The 20,532-nt window shown below is 49.3% G+C and carries 18 protein-coding genes; 9 read left to right on the forward strand and 9 right to left on the reverse strand.

Features of this window, described 5'->3' with window-relative positions; translation table 11 throughout:
- Positions 1–103 precede the first annotated feature (103 nt).
- The 3 genes from gbdR to YC6258_RS06315 form a co-directional block, all read right to left on the reverse strand.
- Entirely contained in the window at positions 104–1,231 is a 1,128-nt protein-coding gene (gene gbdR / locus YC6258_RS06305; protein WP_044616267.1) for a choline metabolism transcriptional regulator GbdR, read from the reverse strand.
- A gap of 187 nt (positions 1,232–1,418) precedes the next feature.
- Positions 1,419–2,150: a glycerophosphodiester phosphodiesterase family protein gene (locus YC6258_RS06310; RefSeq protein ID WP_169748937.1), complete on the reverse strand. Its 732-nt coding sequence runs from the start codon at positions 2,148–2,150 to the stop codon at positions 1,419–1,421.
- A gap of 199 nt (positions 2,151–2,349) precedes the next feature.
- Positions 2,350–2,736 carry a cupin domain-containing protein gene (locus YC6258_RS06315; RefSeq protein ID WP_044616268.1) on the reverse strand — a complete coding sequence of 129 codons (387 nt, stop codon included), beginning with the start codon at positions 2,734–2,736 and terminating at the stop codon, positions 2,350–2,352.
- A 54-nt stretch (positions 2,737–2,790) separates the two neighbouring features.
- Here YC6258_RS06315 and YC6258_RS30150 point away from each other — a divergent pair, with 54 nt between their 5' ends.
- The 7 genes from YC6258_RS30150 (at position 2,791) to YC6258_RS06345 (ending at position 8,400) form a co-directional block, all read left to right on the forward strand.
- A complete protein-coding gene (locus YC6258_RS30150; RefSeq protein WP_169748938.1) occupies positions 2,791–2,955 on the forward strand; it encodes a hypothetical protein in 165 nt (54 codons plus the stop codon).
- A gap of 12 nt (positions 2,956–2,967) precedes the next feature.
- Complete coding sequence (locus tag YC6258_RS06320) at positions 2,968–3,444, forward strand: thiol-disulfide oxidoreductase DCC family protein (RefSeq protein WP_044619802.1); 477 nt, start codon at positions 2,968–2,970, stop codon at positions 3,442–3,444.
- Positions 3,445–3,553: 109 nt separating this feature from the next.
- The gene (locus YC6258_RS06325) at positions 3,554–3,895 is read left to right on the forward strand and encodes a BufA1 family periplasmic bufferin-type metallophore (protein WP_044616269.1); all 342 of its coding nucleotides are present in this window, start codon (positions 3,554–3,556) and stop codon (positions 3,893–3,895) included.
- A 29-nt stretch (positions 3,896–3,924) separates the two neighbouring features.
- Positions 3,925–4,821 (forward strand): MNIO family bufferin maturase, encoded by an 897-nt coding sequence (bufB, locus tag YC6258_RS06330; RefSeq protein ID WP_044616270.1) that lies wholly within the window; start codon positions 3,925–3,927, stop codon positions 4,819–4,821.
- Positions 4,794–5,564, forward strand: a complete 771-nt coding sequence (locus YC6258_RS06335; RefSeq protein WP_044616271.1) for an HvfC/BufC N-terminal domain-containing protein — start codon at positions 4,794–4,796, stop codon at positions 5,562–5,564. The genes bufB and YC6258_RS06335 overlap by 28 nt, the downstream gene beginning before the upstream one ends.
- 1 nt (position 5,565) lies before the next feature.
- Positions 5,566–6,090: a DoxX family protein gene (locus YC6258_RS06340; protein WP_044616272.1), complete on the forward strand. Its 525-nt coding sequence runs from the start codon at positions 5,566–5,568 to the stop codon at positions 6,088–6,090.
- Positions 6,091–6,765: 675 nt separating this feature from the next.
- Positions 6,766–8,400 carry a methyl-accepting chemotaxis protein gene (locus YC6258_RS06345; protein WP_044616273.1) on the forward strand — a complete coding sequence of 545 codons (1,635 nt, stop codon included), beginning with the start codon at positions 6,766–6,768 and terminating at the stop codon, positions 8,398–8,400.
- 133 nt (positions 8,401–8,533) lie between these two features.
- On the opposite strand, the gene YC6258_RS27100 is transcribed toward YC6258_RS06345, so the two are convergent.
- Both YC6258_RS27100 and YC6258_RS06355 read right to left on the reverse strand, forming a co-directional pair.
- Positions 8,534–9,952 carry an OmpA family protein gene (locus YC6258_RS27100; RefSeq protein ID WP_052830114.1) on the reverse strand — a complete coding sequence of 473 codons (1,419 nt, stop codon included), beginning with the start codon at positions 9,950–9,952 and terminating at the stop codon, positions 8,534–8,536.
- A gap of 53 nt (positions 9,953–10,005) precedes the next feature.
- Positions 10,006–13,332, reverse strand: a complete 3,327-nt coding sequence (locus tag YC6258_RS06355; RefSeq protein ID WP_052830115.1) for a GlyGly-CTERM sorting domain-containing protein — start codon at positions 13,330–13,332, stop codon at positions 10,006–10,008.
- A gap of 483 nt (positions 13,333–13,815) precedes the next feature.
- On the opposite strand from YC6258_RS06355, the gene YC6258_RS06360 reads away from it, so the two are divergent.
- Positions 13,816–14,226 (forward strand): universal stress protein, encoded by a 411-nt coding sequence (locus YC6258_RS06360; protein WP_044616274.1) that lies wholly within the window; start codon positions 13,816–13,818, stop codon positions 14,224–14,226.
- A gap of 114 nt (positions 14,227–14,340) precedes the next feature.
- Here the strand turns inward: YC6258_RS06360 and YC6258_RS06365 are convergent, their stop codons facing one another.
- The 4 genes from YC6258_RS06365 to YC6258_RS06380 form a co-directional block, all read right to left on the reverse strand.
- Positions 14,341–15,708 carry a sigma 54-interacting transcriptional regulator gene (locus tag YC6258_RS06365; protein ID WP_425402631.1) on the reverse strand — a complete coding sequence of 456 codons (1,368 nt, stop codon included), beginning with the start codon at positions 15,706–15,708 and terminating at the stop codon, positions 14,341–14,343.
- Complete coding sequence (locus YC6258_RS27105; protein WP_052830116.1) at positions 15,701–16,327, reverse strand: hypothetical protein; 627 nt, start codon at positions 16,325–16,327, stop codon at positions 15,701–15,703. Before YC6258_RS27105 ends, YC6258_RS06365 begins: the two co-directional genes overlap by 8 nt.
- Before the next feature lie 10 nt (positions 16,328–16,337).
- Positions 16,338–17,756, reverse strand: a complete 1,419-nt coding sequence (locus YC6258_RS06375; protein WP_044616275.1) for a sensor histidine kinase — start codon at positions 17,754–17,756, stop codon at positions 16,338–16,340.
- A gap of 149 nt (positions 17,757–17,905) precedes the next feature.
- Positions 17,906–18,148 (reverse strand): hypothetical protein, encoded by a 243-nt coding sequence (locus YC6258_RS06380; protein WP_044616276.1) that lies wholly within the window; start codon positions 18,146–18,148, stop codon positions 17,906–17,908.
- 514 nt (positions 18,149–18,662) lie between these two features.
- Here YC6258_RS06380 and YC6258_RS06385 point away from each other — a divergent pair.
- Positions 18,663–20,441, forward strand: a complete 1,779-nt coding sequence (locus YC6258_RS06385; RefSeq protein WP_044616277.1) for an acyl-CoA dehydrogenase C-terminal domain-containing protein — start codon at positions 18,663–18,665, stop codon at positions 20,439–20,441.
- Positions 20,442–20,532 lie beyond the last annotated feature (91 nt).

A 20,532-nucleotide genomic window follows, 5' to 3' on the forward strand; every position in this document is an offset into this window, starting at 1 on the left:
CTCTCGCATATAAAAGAAGTGCATCTGAGTGTATCGGCTCAAAATAACCAATGGAGGTTATAAACGACAGTCGCCTTTCCAAAACCGTCAAGACTTCATAACCTCAGGCGCTGTGAAGTCGAATAGAGGCGTAACTGGGTTCTGATTTGGCCGTTACCAGTGCATCGCCGACCCGGTCAGGGTAAAGTGCCTCCATTACCTCATCGGTGGGAATGTCGAGCATTTTATCGTCTGATCGGTCAAACCACATACCAGCCCTTTCCTGACGAGGGGAGAGACCTATGTGTTTGCGGTAACAACGGCTGAAGTGCGGTGTGGAGACAAAACCGCAGGCAGCGGAAATCTCTATGATCGACATGGTTGTTTGCTTTAACAGTTGCCGGGCCCGATCCAGTCGTAATTTGAGATAGTAACGGGATGGCGTACAGTCAAGATATTGATGGAACAGCCGTTCCAGTTGTCGTCTGGATATTCCGACGAAAGTAGCGAGATCATCCAGCTCGATCGGCTCCTCGATATTGGCTTCCATTAATTCGACGATTTCCAACAGCTTGGGTTGGGCGCTGCTGAGTACGTGCCTCAACGGCACCCGCTGCAGATCATTCTGACTGCGTACCCGGTCGCAGACAAACATGTCCGAAATAGCGTTGGTTAATGACTGTCCATGTTGGCGACTGATCAGGTTGAGCATCATGTCCATGGGAGCGGCCCCTCCTGAACAAGTCATTCTGTTACCGTCGATGGTGAACAAGCGATTGTTACAGTTTACTTTTGGAAACATTTCTTTGAGTGAGCCGATGCACTCCCAGTGAGCACTGCAGTCGTAGCCGTCCAACATCCGGGCATGCGCAAGCACATATGCACCGGTGCAGATACCGCCCAAATTAACGTGTTTACGGTCCAGGCTTTGCAGCCAGCTGAGTTCCCGTTTTGAATAGCTGCGGGTAATGTCCACCCCTCCGGCCACAAACAGTGTGTCAATGGTGGGGTAGTGCTCCATGGAGGCATCGGGGGTCACGGAAATGCCGTCGCTGGCGCGGACTGGTTGCCCGTCTTTACTGATAAGATACCAGCTGTACAGCTCTTTTCCTGATAACTGATTGGCCATCCGCAAAGGTTCGACAGCCGAGGCCAGAGCGATCATGGTGAAGTTTTCCAGTAGCAGAAAACCAATGCGTGTGGATTTATTTTCCACCTTGGATGGATGCTGAAGAACATTGCCGACTGTCATTTTCAAAACCCTCGTGAATCACCACTCTGATTAGCTCGATTGATTTAGCAACGATTGCGCCACTTGATGATCTGAATCAATGAAAATGATGGTTGTTGATTTTTGGGTTAGATGGAATGAGATGTGGTTCAAATAATTATGCAGCGGTCTCCTCCTGAGAGAAGGAGACAATTTGGCTGAAACTTACCTATGGCTGCATCAGTCGCTCGGGATTATCCGAAAATACGGCGGTTGCATGCAGGCTTAAAGCTGTTTCGAACTGTTCGGGGGTATTCACTGTGTAAACCAGTAACTGATAACCGGCATCAACGACGTCATTGGCAAAAGCAGTGGTGAGATGATCGTAGTTACAATTCACCGTTGAGGCATTGACGCCCTCGGCCCAGTCTTGCCAGTGTTGCATGGGTTCATCAAGCAGTATGCCAAGCGGCACATCTTCACGTAATCGGGAAAATGCCAGCAATGCCGCCGGATGAAACGAACTGACCAGGCAGTGTTCGCGCAGCCAGGAGGTCTGCGGCAGGGTTGCTGCTATGTTCTCAACCAGCGGTTCCCAGGCGATGTTGGGATCAACTTTGATTTCCAGGTTGAAGTGCATGTCATTGGTTTGTAACCACTGGATCAGTGACTTGAGTTCGAGGATGGTTTCACCAGCGTACTCTGGCGCAAACCAGCTACCAAAGTCTCCCTGTTTAAGCGCCGCCAGACTCTGTTGCGCCAGTGGACCGGATAAATTACTGCAGCGGTCCAGGTCATCGTCATGAAAGATCACACACTCCCGGTCAAGACTCAAAGAAACATCAAATTCCACCCACTCGATGCCGTGTTGTTTGGCGAGTTTAAATGCGCTGAGAGTGTTTTCCGGAGCAGAAGCGGAAATACCACGGTGGGCAATAACTTGTTGAGGAATGGCAATCATAAGAAGTCCCTGATGTACTGGAATGGTTCGCTGGCGGCTGTAACGGCCTATAAACCGTTGGCAGCGCAATATAGCAGGAATGTAAATCAGCGCGACATGAAAAATTTTCAGATTGATCGTGCAGCGCCGCATCCATTACCAGCGCAGATTCATTGCCGGTCAATAATGGTTCAGCATTAATCCTGGCACGACTGATCCGTTACGGGTGTTCGGTTTGATGATCGGTGGGTTGCGGGGTGATGGTCAGTATTTTAACCTCTTCGGGTGTTTCAAAACGGTGCCAGAGCCCCTGTGGTACCACGATCAGACTCCCGGCCGTCAGGGTGTGGGCTGTTTCATGGTCATCCTGCCATATAAACAATGTGGTCTGGCCGTCGATCACCATCACTAATTCATCACCATAACCATGACGTTCCCATTCGCTGTTACCCTGATAATGGCCAACATAAAGACCTCCATTCTGGAACTCGGACAGGCAGCTGAACGCATCGGCGGTTTCCGCATCGGTGGAGTATGGCGTGCGACCGGAGAAAAAAGTCAGTGTATTGAGGGCTTCCTGAATACTGATGGATTGGGCTTTTGCCATGAGGTGTGTCCTGCTAATGTTGGTAAACCGGAATCACTATACAGGATCAGAGCTATGAGACTAGAAGGGGTGGAACAACCGCGTGTGAATGGTGGTGCCAGTCAGATTAAACGTAGCAGTTTTCCAACCATGGGACAGTTCCGGAAAGATCAACTTAAGGATGGTGAACAGCCTGAAAGAAAGGAAGTAATGGTGCAGCGATATGTGGAGCAGTGGTAGTTGGTCAGCTCTTTGGAAAACACGACACAGCAGCCGTGTCCGCTGATTGTCTTTGATGGCGTTTGTGTCTTGTGTCATGCCGCTGTACGTTTTATTGATCGCCATGATTCGCGCCAGCAACTTAAGGTCGTTCCTCTGCAGTCAGAATTGGGGCAATACCTGCAACAGCAGTTTGATATTAATCTTCTGCACAACAATACCATCATGGTGATATCAGAGTCGGGTGTGTTTACCCGTAGCGCAGCGCTGTTTGCCATTGCCGGCTATCTTGATCGACCATGGTGCTGGTTGAGGGGATTCCGCTGGTTGCCAAGAGGTCTGAATGACTGCTTATATGAACAGCTGGCGCGGCGCCGTTATCGTTTGTTTGGTCGCTATGAGCAGTGCCGTATGCCGGCTTTAACATTGCGTACGCGATTGCTTGAAAATATTGAACAGCTTGATGAGCTTCAGAGTCTCATTTCATCTGCCAGGTCCGGCAAGCATTAAACCTGTTATCACCCTCATAAAAAATAGATTGATCTGCGGAACCTTTTTTCAGCCCACCGGTCTAAGTTTTCGAAATGATTTTTACATCGTCGCAAATGAGGGAAGTTTCATGAATATTAATCAAGCGCTTATAGCGGGTGTGGCTCTGGCCGTTGCAGGTTCTATGGCCCAGGCAAAACCTAATTCTGAGCTCAGTATTTCATCCAAGGCTCCAGAAAAAATCCAGATGCAGTTTAAGGAATGGCAGGCCGGAGAAAATATCAGTGGTCGTAAAGATAAATGCTTCGGTGTGGCTCTGGCTGGTGAAAACGATTGTAAAGCCGGTGCCGGAACCAGTTGTGAAGGAACATCGACCGTCGACTTTCAAAGCAATGCCTGGACCTATGTTCCTAAAGGAAGTTGTGAGTACATAATGACTCCCAAGGGCATGGGATCGTTGGTTGAAATGTAACTGCGCGGCATCGCTGGAAGGTATTCTTTATGGCCTCAACACCATCTTCGTCTGCCAGGGCTGCCATTACTATGGGAACTGGCATTAACCTGAAGCCGGAGCACTATGAACAGGCGCTTGTCTGTTCGGCCGAGGGATTGTGGTTTGAGGTTCATACGGAAAATTATTTTGTTAACGGTGGGCCGAGAAGGCAGTATCTCCAACGTGTGGCTGAACAGTTTCCCCTCAGTTTTCATGGCGTCGGTGGATCTCTCGGCAGCCCGCTGAGCAGTTCTGCAGAACATCTTCAAAAAGTCGCCGAACTGGTGAAAGCGTTCAATCCGCAACTGGTATCTGAACATGCTGCCTGGTCTGGTTATCAGAACCGTTATTTTGCCGAGTTATTGCCGCTGCCGAAAACCCGGGATGCACTGAATGCCTTGTGCGATGGTGTGGATGCTTACCAAAATGCCATTGGCCGCCACATTGCGATTGAAAACCCCAGTCACTATGTTTCCTTGATCACGGAAATGGATGAGCCTGATTTTCTGATGGAGGTCTGCCGGCGTACTGGTTGCCGATTGCTGATTGACGTTAATAACCTGTATGTCAGCGAATATAACTGTGGTCAGAAAGCAGAAGACTATCTGCGCCAGATCGATCCAACATTCGTTGAGGAAATACACATTGCCGGTTATAGCGAAGATCCCGGGCTAAAAAATCAACTGTTGATCGATAGCCATGCCGCCGCCGTCAGTGACGAAGTCTGGTCGCTGCTGCAATTTGCCTTGCAACGTTTCGGATATGTTCCTGTCCTGCTGGAGAGGGATGACAATATTCCCTCATTTGATGCTTTGATGCAGGAGCGTCATCAGGCGCAGACCATGCTCGATCAGATATTCACCCAGAGTGATTCCCAATGCAGCAAAAAGACCGTTATCTCCTAGCTTTTTCGGATTACCTGAGTCACGGGCATGCTGAACCCTTGATGGCATTCGTTGCACAGGATCGACATCAGCACGCTCGAACAGTCGTGCAGTTGTATCGGAACGGTTTCTTTAAATCGTGTATCGGTGCCCTCAGTGCAAACTTTCCAGTGCTTCAGACATTGATCAGTGACGTTGAATTTAAAAAAATTGCTCGCCGTTATATCGAACAATGGCCACCAGAACATGGAACACTGGTGGAATATGGTCACTATTTTGCCGATTTTATTGCCGTGACTCTTCCGTCGGCTGTGCATTTGGCAGACCTGGCACGTTTGGATCTGGCTTGGTTAACATGTCTGAATGAAGCCGATGATGGAGCTGTAACGATTGAGCAGATCAGTGAACTGATTGCACTGCAACCGGACTTGAGTGCATTGGCCATCGGATTGGCACCATCGGTCCGGTTGCTGACAATGCAATATGAAGTATTGCCATACTGGCAGGCGTTTAAACAGGCAGAATGTCCCGCAATACCTTTATGGCAGCAACAATTGCAGCATGTGCTGCTATGGAAACGGGATGGCTGTGTCCGGGTGCAGTCAATTACACCTGTTCAATGGGCTTTTTTGCATGAACTGGACACCTCCCAAAATTTATATCGGGCTTCAGAAACGGCCCTGGCTATTGACAGTGAATTTGAAGTCAGTGAATTTTTTTCACTGTCGATAGAACAATCGCTGTTGATGTATATGGAGAATTAACATGAATACTGGATTGTTAAGCCTGAGGTACCGGGCGGCCTCAAATCAGCTGCAACGGCTGTTAACACCTGTATTGTTGCTGATGTTGAGATTATTGATTGCAAGAGTATTTTTATTGTCTGGCCTGACTAAATGGAATGGCTGGTTTGATTTTAATACGGACAAGTACGACCTGTTTTTATATGAGTTCTTTTGCCCAGACCCGATCCGTCCGGGTGCTTTGTTGCTGTGTAATCCAAATACTCTGGATTATACCGAGGGAAGCTGGTCGATAGTAATGATCAAGGTGTTTGCGGTGACCGCTGGAGTCATGGAAATTCTTTTACCGGTTATGCTGATAATGGGTTTATTCAGTCGCGCCGCTGCACTGGGTTTGTTGTTCATGGTCGGCTTTATCCAGCTGGCGGTGTTTCCTGAATGGTCTCACTGGTGGAATCCTGCCGTCTGGTGGGTGGCGATATTGTCTGTCGTTCTGGTGATGGGGCCAGGTCGTTTTTCGTTAGACCGTCTTTTCAAATTGGAGTGATGAAATCAGGATTTTTGTAATATTCAAATTATCTTAATAAGGCAAAAATGAACCCTTCTTAAAATATCCACCTATCATATATTCGAAGTCTGTGTGAACGGTGTCTCTTTTTTAGAATGAACATGGCGTTGCTCCTGGTTAACGTCGTATGTTGGTCTAAAGTTATAATTTCTGACAGAGAGTCATTGGATACTGATCATTCAGGAATGTTCCGATGTGTATGGTTAAATTACCGTGCTGTGCAATGAAAAAAACCATAAAGCCTGCATGGAATACGCATTGGTGCTAAGAAATCTTTGAAAAAACAATCATCGTTTTGATGTCAGCTGGCAAACACCAGCTGACAATATCCTGTGCAAAAAGCAGGTCTTTTTTCAGAAGCTTTCTAAACATAATTGCCGGCGTCATTCGTTAATCATCGCATTACATCACTGCCTGCCTGAATAACATATCAGTTTGTTCTCAGTGTTGCCGGATCCCGAGCTGATGGCATTGTTGAGACTGTCCTTGAGGTATTTCCTGTGCAGTATTTGATGGGGCAAACAGGCTCCCTTAATTACGATTATGACTTCGGTCGTATGAACGAAAACAGAAGTTCGTATTTGTTGTCACTACTATTGGTCGCCACAATTAATCGAACACCCTTTACCAATAAACAGCATGAGAATTTTGCATATGCTAGATAGGATCTCCATTCGTCAAAAACTGATTACGATGTCTATTTTTCCAGTGATTGGAATTGTTCTTATTGTTTTTGTGGCAATGGGACAGTTGGAAGAAGCCAGTTATGGGGTTGACCGGATATACGGTGATCGTATTGTCCCGTTGGAGCAGCTAAAAATTATTGCAGATGACTATGCCGTTTCTGTCATAGATAGTATCAACAAGGCCAATAGTGGTTCCATTTCCGGAAATGATGCCTTGTCGGGTATTCAGTCAGCTCGACGGGAAATCACACAGGTGTGGCAACAATATCTGGCCACTTCGTTGACTCAAGAGGAGGCACGCCTGGTCAAGCAGGCTGAAAACCTGTTTGTGGTTGCCAATAACTCGCTCGATCAAGTTGAAAATGCTTTGCGAGGTACAGATATGCGCGGAGATGTGTCAGATAGGCTGGATGCCTACGATGGTCCGTTATATCGCAGCATCGATCCTATCAGCAACATCATCAATCAACTGATAGATTTACAGATTTCGGTTGCCAAAACTGAAAAAGATGCGATCAATGAAAATTATCTCGCCAGCCGGTCGATATTTATTCTGATTGCCCTGGTAACTCTCTTGCTCGTCAGCGCGGTGGGGGTAATTACGTATCTGAGTATTAAATCCCCATTGGATAAATTGGGGCAGTCCATCAAAGCGATTACTGAAAACTCAGACCTGTCGGTCGAGCTGAGACTCGATGGTAAAAATGAACTGGTGACCATTGCCAACAGTTTTGAAACCATGCTGGGCAAAATCAGAACTCTGGTGAAAAACATCAATCAGTCGGCACAGACGCTTTCTTCTTCCGCGGCGGCACTTAACAGTATCAGTGAGCATTCCAAAACCAATGTGTTGCAACAACGGGATGAGATTCAGCAGGTTACGACAGCCATGACCGAGATGCTGAGTACTGCGCGGGAAATTGCCGCGAATGCTGAAAATGCAAACCGCGAGACCTATGAAACAACGCAACAGGTTGAACTGGGAAATGCAGCTGTACGCTCGGCAACCAGAGCGACACAGGAGCTGGTCGAAGAGATTCATCGGGTAACCGAACAAATTCTGGCGGTTGATAAGTTCAGCGAAAACATCGGATCTGTGATTACGGTAATTCAGGGGATTGCCGAACAGACAAACCTGCTGGCACTCAATGCGGCGATTGAAGCCGCGCGCGCCGGAGACCAGGGACGTGGGTTTGCGGTGGTGGCTGATGAGGTCAGAAACCTGGCACAGAAAACCCAGGATTCGACTTCTGAGGTCAAAGGTGCCATTGAAAAACTTCAAAATGGTACCCGGGCAGCCGCCTCTGCGATGGAAACCAATAACCAAAGAGCTGCCAAAACAGGGGACAGTGCGGTCTCTGCGGGCACCACTTTGGATGGAATTTCCAGAGCGATCAATTTACTGAGTGATATGAATACGCAGATCGCGACAGCTTCAGAGGAGCAAAGTCAGGTCTGTTATGACATCGAGCGTTCCATTATTTCCATCAACAACTCAGCGGTTGAATCTTCCAACGGTGCTGAAAAGATTGCGGTTGCGAGTGAGGAACTTGCCAATATTTCCGAGGGTTTGCTGGCACAGATCCGAAAATTCAAAACCTGATGTCAGACCGCAACCTGAGCGTTGGTTGATGTTGAAGGCTGTGAGCATGTTGTGATGGGAGAAACTTTCTGAGAGGTTGCTGGCATCAGGGGCCGATATCTTTTCTGTTGGCCCCTGATGGTATGTCGGTCAGTTAATTGATGCCTTTTACGATAAACTCGACCCGTCGGTTCAACGAGCGTCCTTCGACCGTTGCGTTATCGGCCACAGGACTCGCCTCGCCATAACCTGTCGCGGTCAGACGTTCTGCTGCAATCCCTTGTTCAACCAAATAGCCTTTAACACCGTCTGCGCGCTTCTGGCTCAGAGTCAGATTGTATTTTTCGCGCCCCACGTCATCGGTGTATGCATTGATATCAATGTTGATATTGTCATAACGATTCATGATGGATACCAGTACCAGGAGTTCCCGGCGGGCATCATCCGTCAGTTCTGCTGAGTTGGAAGCGAACTGGATATTTGACGGTTCAATAATCGCTATTTTCTGCTGAATGGTTTGTTCAAACGTCAGGGGACAACCGATGTCGTTAACGCTTTGTTCTACTGGGGTATCCGGGCATTGATCCAGACGATTGACGACGCCGTCAACATCATCATCCAATTCGCAACCATTCAGATTGACAGCCAGACCGGCAGGGGTATCAGGACAAAAATCAATAGAATCGGCAACGCCATCGGCATCGCTGTCTTTGTCCGCTTCGCAGCCCTTATCGTTGACCTTCGCACCGGCCGTGGAATGAGGGCACTGGTCCTGGTAATCAGGGTAACCATCCTGGTCGCTGTCAAGCGCGCAGCCTGTGCTGTCGACCTTAAGGTCTGCCGGTGTGGCAGGGCACTGGTCAATGACATCTGATACGCCATCACCGTCGCTGTCTTTGGCAATTTCACAACCCATACTGTCCACCGTCACTCCAGGTTGGCTGTCCGGGCAGTGATCAAGCTCATCGATGACACCATCCTGATCGGTATCGGCGGGTACAGTCCGGCGGCCGGGCTGCCATTCAATGCCCAGTGTCAGTGACTTTGCATCGGCGGAGTAACTGTCAAAATCCGCTCGTAGATTGAACTGCCGGTTGAGGCGATAAGAAGCACCCAAGCCAAATCCGAGCAGCAATGTATTATCGTTATTGATCGGAATATCTTCGCCACTGCTGTCGGTTGAGAAGGTAGACAATTCGCCTTTGGCAAACAGGTTGTAAGGGTGGTCATAATCCCACAGGCGGTAGAGGACTGCCGCACTGGTGGCATAGTAACTAATGTCGGTAATGGTTTTGTCCGGATCACTGTCTTTGGCAATTCCGGTTGTTCCCAGTGAGGCAAACGACAGCTCACCAGATAGTTTGGGTGTGAACAAATAACCGCCGTGAAGGCGGAAAGTGAAACCGTTTTTATCGGAGACATTATAAGGAGCGTCATCATCCGGTTGAGGTTCCAGGTGTGACCAGCCGAGTGAGCCTCCAAAGTAAAGTCTGGTGGGTTGTTCTGTTTCGGCAGCTAAACCATGGGCGGATAACAGGGTGACACAGCAAAACAAGGTTGTGTTTTTGAACATTCAATGTATTCCTGGCAAACAAAAGCCCAGACGAAGCCGGGCTTATCAGAGGATTATTTTTTTGATCGCAGATATGTAAGTAGCGGCAGTATCAGTAATGCCCATACTGGCATTGAACCGCCATTGGAGACGGAGACATTCACACCGCCGTCGCCACTTTCACTTCCAGTGTTATCGTTTCCTGGGGTGCCGGTTCCGGGAGTCGGGTTGGCGACGGTGGGAGTGTCGTCTTCGCCGTCAATGATGCCATCGTTGTCGCTGTCGGGATCCTGAGAGTTGTCCAGGCCGTCTCCGTCGGCATCTCCGGGAGCTTCATCCACGTCTGGCAGGCCGTCATTGTCATCATCAGAGTCCAGGTCGTTGCCGATACCATCGCCATCAGTATCCTCGTCAGTACCCCAGGCACCATCATTCAGATCAACATCATCAGCAATGCCATCACCATCAGAATCGGTGGTGTTGTCGACCTGACCGTCGCCGTTTTGATCGAGTTCTCCGTTACCAGACTCACTGATGTCAGTGATGCCATCGCCGTCACTGTCTGTGTCCTGAAAGTCCGGAATTCCATCATGGTCTGTATCGACCGGATCGGTTTCCAGGATATCGTTATCACCAAGACCGTCTTGGTCGCTATCAGTATTGGCTTCGGTCGCATCTGGCAGACCATCATTGTCACTGTCCAGATCCTGGTAATCGGGGAAACCATCGTGATCGGTATCCAGCTCGGTGATCAGGGTATCCAAAGTATTGTTAGCGTCAGAATCAATGGCAATCATGGTATCCGCGACACCATCGCCATTGATGTCGGTGATATTGGCGTCGATGCCGTGGACAAAATCCATATCAAACGCATCGTCGATGCCGTCACCATCGTTATCGAGACCGGAGGCTCCGTTTTCTGCGCTGTCGGCAATACCGTCGTTGTCGCTGTCGGTATCCAGATAATCGGGAATACCGTCATGATCGGTATCTGTCAGCACCGTGCTGTCTTCAATGCCATCATTGTTCGCATCAATACCTCCGGCCACAAAATCCGGATCAGCCTGGTCCGGAATCTGATCATGATCATCATCGCTGATACCCAGGCCTGATTCACGTGAGTCAGGTCTGCCGTCGTTGTCGGAGTCCAGATCAAACAGATCAGCAACCCCGTCGCCATCACTGTCGCTCAGGGCAACGTTATCATCGATACCATCGTTATCAGCATCCACACCTGCGGTGATATCCACATCCAAAGAGTCGTTGATGCCATCACCATCGCTATCTGTGCTGGTAAAGCCGCTTTCAAGTCGATCCGGTATGCGGTCATTGTCTGAATCCGGGTCCAGACTGTTCACCAGACCATCACCATCGCTGTCTTCTGTGGAGGATTCGATGCTGTCGGGGATGCCATCGTTATCATCATCATTGTCGGTATTGTTGCCGATGCCATCGTGGTCAGTATCGGTATCTTCCGCTGGATCGGTTGGGAAGGCATCGTCGCCGTTCAGAGTGCCGTCACCATCGATATCATCATCGGTGGCATCAGAAACACCGTCGTTGTCCTGGTCAGCGGGCATACTTGAAGGATCCAGCGGATCGGTGCCGGCAGTATTTTCGTCGCTGTCGGTATAGCCATCGCCGTCGTCATCATTGTCGGCATTGTTACCGATGCCATCATGGTCAGTATCGGTATCTTCCGCTGGATCGGTTGGGAAGGCATCGTCGCCGTTCAGAGTGCCGTCACCATCGATATCATCATCGGTGGCATCGGATACGCCGTCGTTGTCCTGGTCGGCCGGTACGCTTGAAGCATCCAGAGGATCGGTGCCGGCAGTATTTTCGTCGCTGTCGGTATAGCCATCGCCGTCGTCATCATTGTCGGCATTGTTGCCGATGCCATCGTGATCGGTATCGGTATCTTCGGTTGGATCGGTTGGGAAGGCATCGTCGCCATTCAGAGTGCCGTCGCCATCGATATCATCATCGGTGGCATCGGATACGCCGTCGTTGTCCTGGTCGGCCGGTATGCTTGAAGCATCCAATGGGTCGCTACCGGCGGCGTTTTCGTCGCTGTCGGTGTAGCCATCGTTATCGTCGTCATTGTCGGCATTGTTACCAGTGCCATCGTGGTCAGTATCGGTATCTTCCGCTGGATCGGTTGGGAAGGCATCGTCGCCATTCAGAGTGCCGTCGCCATCGATATCATCATCGGTGGCATCGGATACGCCGTCGTTGTCCTGGTCGGCCGGTACGCTTGAAGCATCCAGAGGATCGGTGCCGGCAGCAGTTTCGTCGCTGTCGGTATAGCCATCGCCATCGTCGTCGTTGTCGGCATTGTTGCCGATGCCATCATGATCGGTATCGGTATCTTCGGTTGGATCGGTTGGGAAGGCATCGTTGCTGTCCAGAGTACCGTCACCATCCTGGTCACCAGTCGTAATGGTGGTGTCGCTGTATTCATAAATAAAGCCGGGTGCAACTGATGCAGGCGCAATAGCATAGACAGTAATGTTGTGTTGCCCATCAGAGAGTCCCGACAGATCACAGCGCCAGTTACCTTCGCTATCGCTGGTGGTGGTGCAGCTTTCTACCCCATCAATATAAACGGCAATGTCTGCATCGGCAGTGGCGGATGTTCCGGAAACAGGTACGTCGCTGCTGTTGTAGGTGGCGATATTGACTGCTCCCAGCGCCGCGTGTTCACGGGTAAAGGGCACTTCAAGGGTATAAAAACCGGGTGTCAGATTGCCATCCATGTAAAAGGCGCTGCTGACATTGGCATCGTCAGCATGCATACGGGTGTAGTAAATGGTAATGGAGGAGGTTTTTGTAAAGGTAATAGAGGCTGCCGCCTGTGGATCTGAAACATTGCGATCTGCCAGTCCCTTCAAAACCATATTTTTCAGGCTGAGATCCGGCACGATTGAGAGATCAGCATCGTAATTGATGCTGGCACCGACAATGTTTTCCAGTGGCGAAAACAAGGTTTCGTAGTCACCATCACTCCAGCCATCAATATCTTTGATCGTGAATACGCTGGATAACTCAACCGGAGTCTGATCGTCGTGATTAACAAAGCTATAGCGGATCTGGGCTTCGTAGACGTCCTGGCAGATGCTGCAATTGGTGTCATTGCGATTCAGATAGACCACCAGATCGTCACCGGATAGTCCGGTTTCGACGCTTCCCGGGAATGTGTTCATGAGTTCCACTTGAACATCCACGGCAACACCTTCGCTGGTCACCGCTACATTGCTCCAGGTTCTGGGAGTATGAGGTTCCAGAACTTCGGTGGCAGTGCTGCTATTGGAGTCCTGACTGAACGCAATGTCCGTGACTGCGGCAGGTGTGTATATCGTCACGCATAACAGCACACAAAAGCCGAAAAATTGGCGCACTTTACATCTCCTTTTTTAATTTTTGAGAGTGTATTTCACACTTCTCGCTCATCAATTCTGTTGACAGATGACTTAGTTAGGTCAATCGATTAGCGCAACTAAGCAAAAATGAGACCGTTTTTTGTCATTTTTTAGGATGGGTTATTTTTCGTATATACAAAAATTAACAATTGAGAAAAAGACCAGCTCCCGAGGCCAGATGATTGGTAAGCTCTGAGGGTATTTTGGTAATAATTTACTATTTGAGAGAATTTGTATTTTTTTGTGAGTCATTAGCTGCGTTGGTCAATGTTTCATATTGTGATTGAGTTCTCATCGGTGGTTTGTAAAAAAAACCGACAACTGATGGTGCTTGTTAGCGGAGAAGCCTTGTGTCGGGTCTTACGGTCATTGGGTATCAGGCTTGCCAGTTACTGGAATTATTGAGAAATGTACGATCACAACTATGCTTATAAAACTGTTACTTAGCAGGATGGTGCAATCATGTATAAGAAAGTTCTGGCTCCTGTTGATCTCAAGGAGAATGGGTATTCTCCTGCAATTGCCAAAACAGCATTGGCGTTGGCCAATGCTGAAGATGCGGAAATATATCTGGTGAGCGTATTAAATGGCGTGGCATCAGCATCGCCGGAATTTGAGCAGTTTGAAGAAAAGCTGATGGCCTTCGCTGAGCAACATATGGGGGTGGATAACCGGGTATCTCTGCATGTTTTGCTGGGTAATGCCAGCGAGGAAATTTTGAAGTTTGCCAAGGCAAAAGCATGCGATCTGATCATTATTGCCAATCACAAACAGAGCACTAACATGCTGGGCAATCCAGGGTTTGGCACGATTACCGCCAAAGTGGCGGTTCAGGCAGCCTGTTCTGTGCTGATTGTTAAGGCCAGCAGTTAGCTGCCAGTTTGATCCGAACCTTCCGCACCGTAAACGGATACCCGGTGCGGAGCATGGCGTTTGTGACGAAGCCGCCCGGGCCAGCTGTCCAAGTGAGCGGACCATCCTCCGGCGCTAATGTTTGACCGTTTTGAAATCGTCGCTGCTGAGTTCATGTTTTTTCATCAGCTTATAGAAATCCGTGCGGTTCCGGCCAGCCAGTTCTGCCGCTCTGGAGACAATGCCATCGGTCATTTTCAATACCCGAACGATATACTGGCGTTCAAATTCATCCCTGGCTTCTGACAGCGCCGGCCAGTGCCCGGAGTTTTGCAGTAGAGCCTGTTCCACCAGTGATTCGCTCACCACCGGAGTGTGTGTCAGGGCAACACACTGTTCCACCACGTTAACCAGCTGGCGGATATTGCCGGTCCAGTTGGCACCGCATAGTTTCAGCATGGCAGCATCGGCAAAGCGGGTAACGTTGACGCCATGTTTATCTGCTGTTTTCAGCAGAATGTGGCGCACCAGCAGAGGAATATCTTCCGGCCGTTCCTTCAGGCTGGGTAGTTTCAGATTGACCACATTCAGACGGTAATAAAGGTCTTCGCGGAAACTACCGTCTTTCATGGCGGCCAGCAGATCCCGGTGCGTCGCGGACAGTACTTTAACGTCCACCGGAATGCTTTGGCTGCTGCCAACCGGACGCACCATACGTTCCTGCAGTACCCGTAACAGTTTGACCTGCAGTGGTACCGGCATATCACCAATTTCATCAAGAAACAGGGTTCCGCCTTCTGCCGCGCGAAACAGCCCTTTGTTTTCGCTGACGGCTCCGGTGAAAGCGCCCTTGGTGTGGCCGAACAGTTCTGATTCCAGCAGGTGTTCCGGCAGAGCGCCACAATTAATGGCCACAAATGGTTGGTCCGCCCGATGGCTGGCTTTATGAATCGCTCTGGCCAACAGCTCTTTACCAGTACCGCTGGCACCGGTGATCAATACGCTGACATCCTTCTGAGCCACCCGATAGGCCTGATCCAGTACCGCTTTCATCAACGGGCTGTGAGAAATGATTTCGCTGCGCCAGCTGTCTTCGGCGGTATCGTTGCTCTGTAACAATGCTTTTCGCAGTGCCTGACGCAATTGCTGATGATCAATCGGTTTGGTGATAAATCCGAGCGCCCCTTTTTCCGTGGCATCCACGGCATCGGCGATAGAGCCATGGGCAGTCATGATGATCAGCGGCAGCGATGGTACTTTTCGGGCCAGATAATCCAGCAGATACATGCCGTCTTTACCGGGCATGCGCAGGTCGGTCAGTACCAGTGAAAACGGTTGCTTGGAGATGCTGCGAACAGCTTCGTCCGCATCTGCGGCGGTGATGATTTCATAGCCCTCACTTTCCAGACGAATGGTTAGCAGCCGTAACAGACTGGGGTCATCATCTACCAGTAATATTCGGGGACGTTGTTGTTGGATCAGATCTTCTGCCAGGTTACTCACTTTCTGTGCCCTCCTGCGTATTGGATTCAACATCATTGAGTTGTTGTTCTATTTCTGTCAGTGCATCAATTTTTTTCTGAGTCTGCGCCAGCTTGCTTTGTAGTTGCTTGAGCTGTTTTTGCTGCTGCAGATTTTGAGTCTCCAACTGACTGGTTTTGATTTCCTGTTCGATCAAACGCTGGTTTTGTGAGGCATACATGAAAATCAGATTGCCCAGCGGGTTGGGCAGGGTTGATGCCTTGTCGAACAACAGAATCTGATTATCGATCCGCTGCTGTAATGGCAGTGCCGGAGCGGTGTTCAACAGCAGTCGTTTGAGTTCGTCGGGGGATGAGATGGTCAGCATTTCCAGGCGCTGAGTACGCTGCTCTTCGCTGAGTGTGGGAATTTCCGCCAGATAGTTTTGCCAGGCGATGGTGTTGCAGAGATCGGCCGACAGATTGATAGCGCTCAGATCGCTATCACAGTTGGTGACTGTCCGGCCGCTGCCCGCGGCAATGGATGGGTCGGCCACAGAAACCTCGTCCGTCTGTGTCGGTGATTGATGAATCGGTTTCAGGTCCTGAAGCTGACAGGAACATAACAGCCCCAGAACGAATAGATACCAGACTTTTCTCACACGGTTTTCCTTAAGTTTGTGGTAACGAAATGATAACACCAAACTGATACTGCTCGGATTCCAGCAACTCGGCTTTACCGCCCAGCAATCGGGCGCAGTCATGGACGATGGAAAGACCCAGGCCGGTACCTTTGATGGTGTCCTGTCTGACGGCTCCACCCCGATGAAACGGTTTAAACAGCAATGGTCCCTGATCCGCCGGAACTCTCTCGCCGGTATTGGCCACTATGAGTATGGCGTCCCGGTTTTGTCTGCTTAAGCGAATCAGGACTTTACCATTCTGTTCGCCATAGGCTTGAGCATTACTCAACAAATTATCAAGAATGCGTGTAAATAATTTGTGGTCGGAATGGATATTTGACAAGTCACATTCCACGGTGACCTGCTGCTGGCGTTTTCGAAAAGCCAGGTCGTAAATGGACAGACATTCCTGGATAAGATTATTCGGATTCAGAGGTACCAGTGCCGGAGCTGTCTGTTGCAACAGATAGTTGTAGTCGAGCAATTGATCTGTCAGATGCCGTAAACGGTCAACGCCTTCATCCAGCAACTTGATCACCTCTATCTGTTGCTGGTTTAACGGACCGGCCAGTTGTTCAGACAGAATTGAACAACCTTCCTTAATGCTTGAGAGTGGTGTTTTCAGTTCATGGGCGGCGTGTCGCAGGAACGCCTGACGCAGGGATTCCAATTGTTCCAGCCTTGCAGACAGCCAGTTCAGGCGTTCATAAATCAATTGAAACTCTTCCGGACCGACGAATTTTTCATTTTTATCGTGGTGGGCATTTTCGCCGGCCCCGATGAGCTTGATTTTTTCCTCCAGCAGTTTCACTGGTGCAGCCAGCCGACCACTCATTAAGACGATGAGCGCAAAAGTTGCGAGTACCAGTGACACCAGCAGAATGTTCATATGTCGCTGTTGCCGTTCAACGTAATGTCGTTGTTGTTCAATGGACTGGTCGAGATAAGACCATACCGAAGTCATCAGTCGCTGCTGCTGTTGCCGGGTCTGATTAAAGATCGGGTCGAGCTGTTTGATGTCCATGGCAGTGAAATTGCTGGTTAACATGCTGATCTGCTGTTGCTGGGAACTGCAAAAAGCGGCCAGATCCAGACGCGATGCCGCGCAGAGTCGCTGTTGCAGGTCCTGATATTTTTTCAGATGGGCATTTGCCAGTTCCGCCAGCGCGTCGGTTTTGACAATGGTGAATTGTTTGATGGCGCGTTCAATATCGATGAGCAAATCATCCATTGCTTCGGCATTGCGGACCAGATCAATGGATTGTTGGGAATAGGCGATAGATGAACGACTGACCTGCCGCAGAACTTTGGTGCTTTGCCAGAGCAGCACCGCCAGAGGGATCAGTGAAATAAAGAAACCGATGAGAATCAGTTGGCGTAGCGATGAAGGCTGAAAACGTATATTCATATTCCTTTGGAAAGTACCTTTAAAAAAATAATATTTTCAAAGGTATCTTAACAATGACAGGGCGGATAAGGCTTACCAAATATGAGGCGTACATAATATTTCTTTGGGTTGCCTTATCCTTGCCAGACTGCCCTGTAAACTAAAATTGATTAGTTGGTGGTTTCACCGAACTGGCTGAACTCGCCTTCAGACAGCATGCCGTCCTGATCTGTGTCCAGTGTGTTGAACTGGCTTACCAGAGCGTCATAGGAAACAGCTTCTTCTGAGCTGATAAAACCGTCAGCGTTCATATCGATAGATTTGAAAGTAACACTGGCTGAAGCCACTTGATCGAATGCGAATGAAGTTGTAGCGGCCAGCATTAAAGATGACAGTAACAGTACTTTTTTCATGAGTATTACTCCGTATTCATATGTTGAGTTGTAATTTCTGTACTTAGTGTTTTGCTTAATGTTTTCGTGACGTTTTAAGCAAGCACTGTGGCTATATCAATAGCCGTGCCATGTTTTAAAAATCTATATAAATCAATTAGTTACAATGATTTTGCGAGGTGATTCGAAGATGGCAGATGAAAATAACTTGAATATCTGTCTGCTGTAGGCGACAAGCACAGGGGTGTTATAGAAAAATCCTTAAAAATCAATTGGTTAGCTTGTCTCTTTTTTGCAACACCACGAGGATTCAGGTGATTCAGGCCACTTGCCACGGGGGCTCCAGGCATTTTCTTGCTTGCCTGAAATTCAGTAATCGAAGAGTTTCATCGCGGATTATTCACTCGATGATGTAGTTGGGTTTTGTTTTGTCCAGTGGAAAAACACTTTACTTGACGGAGAGCAATTACAAACATATGTTTCAAACAGTTGTTTGAATTCTTCAGTCGCCAACCATCATTCGAGGAAAACCACCATGCCAGAATACAAAGTACCGATGCGGGATACTCAGTTTGTGCTGTATGAGCTGCTTAAAGGCGAAGCTCATTATGAAAAACTGGGCGCGTCCGATGCCACCCGCGACATGATCGATGCCATCCTCACGGAAGGAGCCAAGTTTTGCGAGCAGGTACTTTCGCCTTTGCATCAGGCAGGTGATCAGGGGTGTACCTTTAAAGATGGTGAAGTCACTACCCCCCCAGGTTTTAAAGAGGCTTATGCTCAGTATGTGGAAGGTGGTTGGCCGAGTCTGTCAGCATCAGAAGAATTTGGTGGGCAGGGCCTGCCAGAATCAATTGCAACCGTATTCTCGGAGTTTGTATCGACGGCCAACTGGTCCTGGGGGATGTATCCTGGCTTGAGTCACGGTGCCAAACATACCATCGACAAGTTTGGCACTGATGAACAGAAAGAGACTTACCTGACCAAGCTGATCAGCGGTGAATGGACCGGCACCATGTGTCTGACAGAACCACATTGCGGATCTGACCTGGGCATACTCAAAAGCAAGGCAGAGCCTAACGAAGACGGTTCTTACGCCATCACCGGTACGAAGATTTTCATCTCCGCCGGTGAGCACGACATGGCCGAAAACATTGTTCACATTGTACTGGCACGTCTGCCGGATGCGCCTGAAGGCACCAAGGGGATATCGTTGTTTATCGTGCCGAAATTCCTACCCGATGGCACCCGCAATGTGACCTGCGGATCGATTGAACACAAGATGGGTATTCACGGTAATTCCACCGCAGTATTGAATTTCGATGCCTCCAAAGGGTTTTTGATTGGCCCACCGAATAAAGGTTTGAACTGCATGTTTACCTTTATGAACCTGGCCCGTCTTGGGTCGGCCATGCAAGGGGTTGCAGCCGCCGAGCAGTCTTTCCAAGGGGCGTTGACCTATGCCAAGGACCGTCTGGCGATGCGGTCTTTATCCGGGCCGAAAGCACCGGACAAACCGGCCGATCCGATTATCGTTCACCCTGATGTCCGGCGCATGCTGATGACTCAGAAAGCCATTGCCGAAGGCGGCCGGGCGATGATTTATTACTGTTCGATGCTGGGTGACACCATTCATCGCAGTCAGGACGAAGCAGAGATCAAACAAGCGGAAGATCTGTTGAGCCTGCTGACTCCAATTGCCAAAGCCTTTCTGACTGAGACCGGTTATGAAGCCACCAACCTGGGTATGCAGGTATTTGGCGGACATGGCTATATTGCCGAGTGGGGCATGGAGCAGATTGTTCGTGATACCCGTATTGCCACCATTTATGAAGGCACGACCGGTATTCAGTCGCTCGATTTACTGGGCCGGAAAGTGCTGATGAGTCAGGGCGAACTGCTGCGCAATTTCACCAAAATCATTCACAAATTCTGTCAGGCGGAAGCAGACAACGCGGATATGAAAGAATTTGCCGAACCACTGGCGGCCCGTAACAAGGAGTGGGGCGATGTCACTATGCAGATCGGCATGAAAGCCATGCAGGATCGTGAAGAAGTAGGTGCTGCGTCTGTCGATTACCTGATGTACTCCGGCTATATCACCCTGGCATATTTTTGGGCCAGTATGGCCAAAACCGCGCTGGCAGCATTGGCGGCAGGTACTTCGGAACAGGATTTCTATAAGGCCAAACTGGCAACTGCGAAATTTTACTTTCAGCGGATTCTGCCTCGGGCCGAAGGGCATAAAGGCGCCATGCTCAATGGTGCTGAAACCTTGATGGCACTGGATCCGGAGCATTTTGCTTTTCTATGATCATAGCGTGCCGGGCGATATGCCCGGCACGATAGGCGAACCATTCTATTCAGCGGCCCGCTGAGCAATAACAATAAAACAGGTAATGATG

The organism is Gynuella sunshinyii YC6258, from assembly GCF_000940805.1.
GTDB lineage: Bacteria > Pseudomonadota > Gammaproteobacteria > Pseudomonadales > Natronospirillaceae > Gynuella > Gynuella sunshinyii.

Bases quoted from the DNA above. Each gene is read 5' to 3' on its own strand.
- YC6258_RS06340 (WP_044616272.1), top strand. From the start codon at position 5,566: ATGAATACTGGATTGTTAAGCCTGAGGTACCGGGCGGCCTCAAATCAG.
- YC6258_RS06375 (WP_044616275.1), bottom strand. From the start codon at position 17,756: ATGAATATACGTTTTCAGCCTTCATCGCTACGCCAACTGATTCTCATC.
- YC6258_RS06325 (WP_044616269.1), top strand. From the start codon at position 3,554: ATGAATATTAATCAAGCGCTTATAGCGGGTGTGGCTCTGGCCGTTGCA.
- YC6258_RS06360 (WP_044616274.1), top strand. From the start codon at position 13,816: ATGTATAAGAAAGTTCTGGCTCCTGTTGATCTCAAGGAGAATGGGTAT.
- bufB (WP_044616270.1), top strand. From the start codon at position 3,925: ATGGCCTCAACACCATCTTCGTCTGCCAGGGCTGCCATTACTATGGGA.
- YC6258_RS27100 (WP_052830114.1), bottom strand. From the start codon at position 9,952: ATGTTCAAAAACACAACCTTGTTTTGCTGTGTCACCCTGTTATCCGCC.
- YC6258_RS06380 (WP_044616276.1), bottom strand. From the start codon at position 18,148: ATGAAAAAAGTACTGTTACTGTCATCTTTAATGCTGGCCGCTACAACT.
- YC6258_RS06385 (WP_044616277.1), top strand. From the start codon at position 18,663: ATGCCAGAATACAAAGTACCGATGCGGGATACTCAGTTTGTGCTGTAT.
- YC6258_RS06315 (WP_044616268.1), bottom strand. From the start codon at position 2,736: ATGGCAAAAGCCCAATCCATCAGTATTCAGGAAGCCCTCAATACACTG.
- gbdR (WP_044616267.1), bottom strand. From the start codon at position 1,231: ATGACAGTCGGCAATGTTCTTCAGCATCCATCCAAGGTGGAAAATAAA.
- YC6258_RS06335 (WP_044616271.1), top strand. From the start codon at position 4,794: ATGCAGCAAAAAGACCGTTATCTCCTAGCTTTTTCGGATTACCTGAGT.
- YC6258_RS06345 (WP_044616273.1), top strand. From the start codon at position 6,766: ATGCTAGATAGGATCTCCATTCGTCAAAAACTGATTACGATGTCTATT.
- YC6258_RS30150 (WP_169748938.1), top strand. From the start codon at position 2,791: ATGAGACTAGAAGGGGTGGAACAACCGCGTGTGAATGGTGGTGCCAGT.
- YC6258_RS06310 (WP_169748937.1), bottom strand. From the start codon at position 2,150: ATGATTGCCATTCCTCAACAAGTTATTGCCCACCGTGGTATTTCCGCT.